We start from the raw sequence: 3,261 nt of genomic DNA on the forward strand, positions 1-3,261 counted from the left end.
CTTCGCCTTCTTGGCACACTGCTACCACCGACCACTGCCAGGCCCGCATTAGCGACATTCTCGCCATCATTTAGCCTTCCGAAAACGGTCTGTTTTCACACTTCTTTCTTTTCAAAGACCTTGTAATCAATTGCGGTCAGTACAACTGTCGCTGCAAGCAACGAAACCAGATAGATCCAGTCGATAGTTCCGTTCTGCGCTACACTCGATCCCAGTATAAAAGGATATGGATTCAGCCAGGAGAGCGCGTCAATCATTCCGAGTATGGGCAATCCTAGGACTATTACTACTCCGGCAACTACTGGTTTGACCTGATCTCTACTCATTATAGAAATCATCGTAAAGAGAGAGTAGAAGAATGTGACTCCGACCAGCTGCTGGAGCAGCACTTTCAGCGTATCGGCAAACGCCGTGCTGTAACCGGAGAGATTCATTGCTACTGGACCGAGCAAGGACAAGACCACCGTTATTGTCAGTACGGCTCCGAGCCCCGCAAGATACTTCGTCCTGAACACTTCGTTCCTGTTCTTTCTTGAAAGCAGGAAGTAGATCGTCTTCTTGTCGAATTCCTTTGCAAATATGGGGAAGGCGATCAGCAGAACGACGAAGGGGAGAAACTGCCCGTAGTTCTTTCCGTGCCACTGACTCAACAGATAGTAATTGTCGTCATTAAGTCTCGAAAGACCTGAAACGTCTCCCATAAGATTCTTAAGAAAATCCGGCATCTCTTCAAGTTGAGGGGTCATTTCTTCCATCATCTGCGCTGCATAAGGTCTGAGAGCAACAGTTGTAATCAATGAGATTAACAAGACGACGAACATGATTACTACTCTCAATTTCATTTCGTGGATTTCCTTATAGAACATGCTTATTCCCCCTTACAATAGTCCCGAAGAAGGATTCAAGATTAACCTCTTCTCTTTTTGATCCAGCTATCTCCTTCAGCTTCGCAATATCTTTAGGCTTATCGGTGAGAACTTTCAGCGAATTTGCTTCTTTGACAACGGCGGTGAAGTCATTCCTATCTATATCCGTTTTCATTGGAAGGGAGTAAAGAGCGAACCTATCGTCCAGTCCCTCCATTTCTCCTGAGTAGAGAATTTCACCTTTGTACATTATCGAAAAGACATCGGCTATCTTCTCCACCTCCGGAATAATGTGTGAGGTGTAAAGAACTGTCTTCCCGCTTTCAGACAGTGATCTAATCATCTCCAGCACTTCGTCTCTCCGGAGTGGATCAAGACCCCATGTGGGTTCGTCGAAGATAAAGATATCGGCGTCCTGAGACATTGCGATTGCCAGATAAGTGGATGTCTTCATGCCGTGAGAGAAAGCAGATATCTTCTTATTCATAGGGAGATCAAAGTCCTTCATTTGTTTAGCAGCTTTATCTGCCGAAAAATTGCTCATGAGCATCGAACACATCTTAACTGCTTTTTCCGGAGTCAGGTTGTCATAGAAGCTTTTGTCTTCTGGAACAAATGAGATTCTCTCCCGGGCGACATCGATTTTCTCTCCAAGGATCGTTATCTCTCCCAAATAATGAACAAGACCAAGAATTGATTTTAGAGTTGTAGTCTTTCCGGCGCCGTTAGGGCCCAAAAGAGCGTTGACCTTTCCGGGCACAAGCGAGAGGTCTATCCCCTTTACAGCCTCGAAATTCCCGTAGTTCTTCCTAAGGTTCTTAACTCTGATCGCTTCTTCTAACATTGAATTCACTCCTCACTGACTATCTTAACTGTACTATATCAACTAATACAGTTGGTTGTCAAGAGGAGGAGTGCTCTGAATATCTTGGTTTTTTCCAGTGATTCAGGAATATAGAAGTCAAGAAGTGATCACAATGTATAATATTGCAGTCTTTGGAGAAACGAGAGATCAGGGAGCTGAAGACAGGGGGGTGTTTGCAATGAAGAGATTTCTAATGTGCGTTCTTTTGTTAGCCTCGCTCACTAGCGCTTCGATCGGCTGCACCGGGTTCAGAGTGGTTTCGAAGGATGGTTCAATTATTGCTGCAAGGACTCTCGAGTTTGAATTTGATCTCGGAAGCAAAATTATCGTTGTACCTAGAGGCACTTTTGTGGCTGCGCTTACAACCGGCTGGGAGGGCCTGAGCTGGAATGTGAAGTACGGATACGTTGGGGCCAACGCCTTGGGCATGGATTTAGTTGCAGATGGAATAAACGAAGTCGGTTTGGCATGCGGCGCATTCTACTTCTCCGGTTGCGCAGGATACCAGGAGCTGCATAGAGAGCTTCACAGGTCAACTCTTTCTCAGTATGATCTGGTAGGTTGGATTCTTGGGAGCTTTGCCACGGTTGATGAAGTAAAAACGGAGCTCGAAAATATCCGCGTGTGCCGCCTTGCCATTATTGGTCAGGAGTCTACTATTTTGCCCCTTCACCACATCGTCTATGATGCAAAGGGAAGCTGCATTGTAATAGAGTACGTTGAAGGTCAACTGAACATTCATGAAAACCCCCTTGGAGTAATTACAAACAAGCCCACATTCGACTGGCATCTTCAGAATCTCTCGAACTACGTAAACTTGAATCCGGTAAACATCAAGAGTTCCAAGTTAGGGGATTTTGAAATCAAGGCGACAGGAAATGAAGCTGGATTGCTTGGGCTTCCTGGGGACAACACATCTCCAAGCCGATTTGTGAGGGCTGCCTTCTACTCTCACGGAGAAGTGAAACCGGCCCATGCAAAATAGGCGGTAACTTTGGCCTGGCACATCCTTAATGCTCTTGACATTCCTGAAGGTCTCGTAGTCAATGAACAACTTGGAATGGTAGTTTCAAGAGACATTGCTTACTGGTCGGTAGTAAGGGATTCGACAAACAAAGTCTACTACTACAGAACCTACAGTGACTTGAACATAAGAAAGGTGGAGCTTGATAGGATCGATTTTTCTAACGGCAATATTCGTTTTCTGAAAATGAGTCATGAACAGGAATATATTGACGTAACGGACGCAATCAAGTAAGAAAATCAATCGCGAAGATATTGAAGTTTTCGAAAGCTATGTGAGAACGAATTCCCGAGAAATAGCCGTTTGGATGGAAAACGCTGTACGTTGCTGAAGACAACGTTGTCCGTCAACGGTCCACCGTCCTTCGAAAGAGCAGTTGCAAGTTGCTTATTCCAAGTTGCAAGCATAAGAACCGCTGTACGCTTAAGAACAAGAACCCGCTGATCGCTGTAAAGAGCAGTCCTCGTCCTTCGTCCCAGATCATGAACCCGTCCTTCGAAAGAGCA

At 45.4% G+C, this 3,261-nt stretch carries 3 protein-coding genes and 1 pseudogene; 1 reads left to right on the forward strand and 3 read right to left on the reverse strand.

Annotation, left to right across the window (positions count from 1 at the left end; translation table 11 throughout):
• Positions 1-95 precede the first annotated feature (95 nt).
• On the reverse strand, positions 96-866 hold the full coding sequence (locus B3K91_RS06875; RefSeq protein WP_292593328.1) for an ABC transporter permease subunit: 771 nt from the start codon (positions 864-866) through the stop codon (positions 96-98).
• A complete protein-coding gene (locus B3K91_RS06880; RefSeq protein WP_292594457.1) occupies positions 856-1,710 on the reverse strand; it encodes an ABC transporter ATP-binding protein in 855 nt (284 codons plus the stop codon). The genes B3K91_RS06875 and B3K91_RS06880 overlap by 11 nt, the downstream gene beginning before the upstream one ends.
• A gap of 214 nt (positions 1,711-1,924) precedes the next feature.
• On the opposite strand from B3K91_RS06880, the pseudogene B3K91_RS06885 reads away from it, so the two are divergent.
• Positions 1,925-2,989, forward strand: a pseudogene (locus B3K91_RS06885) (linear amide C-N hydrolase).
• 5 nt (positions 2,990-2,994) lie between these two features.
• Here the strand turns inward: B3K91_RS06885 and B3K91_RS06890 are convergent.
• Positions 2,995-3,261: hypothetical protein (locus tag B3K91_RS06890; protein WP_292594461.1), on the reverse strand; the 267-nt coding region annotated here is incomplete at its 5' end.

The sequence above is a fragment of the Mesotoga sp. UBA5847 genome (assembly GCF_002432735.1).
Classification (GTDB): Bacteria; Thermotogota; Thermotogae; order Petrotogales; family Kosmotogaceae; genus Mesotoga.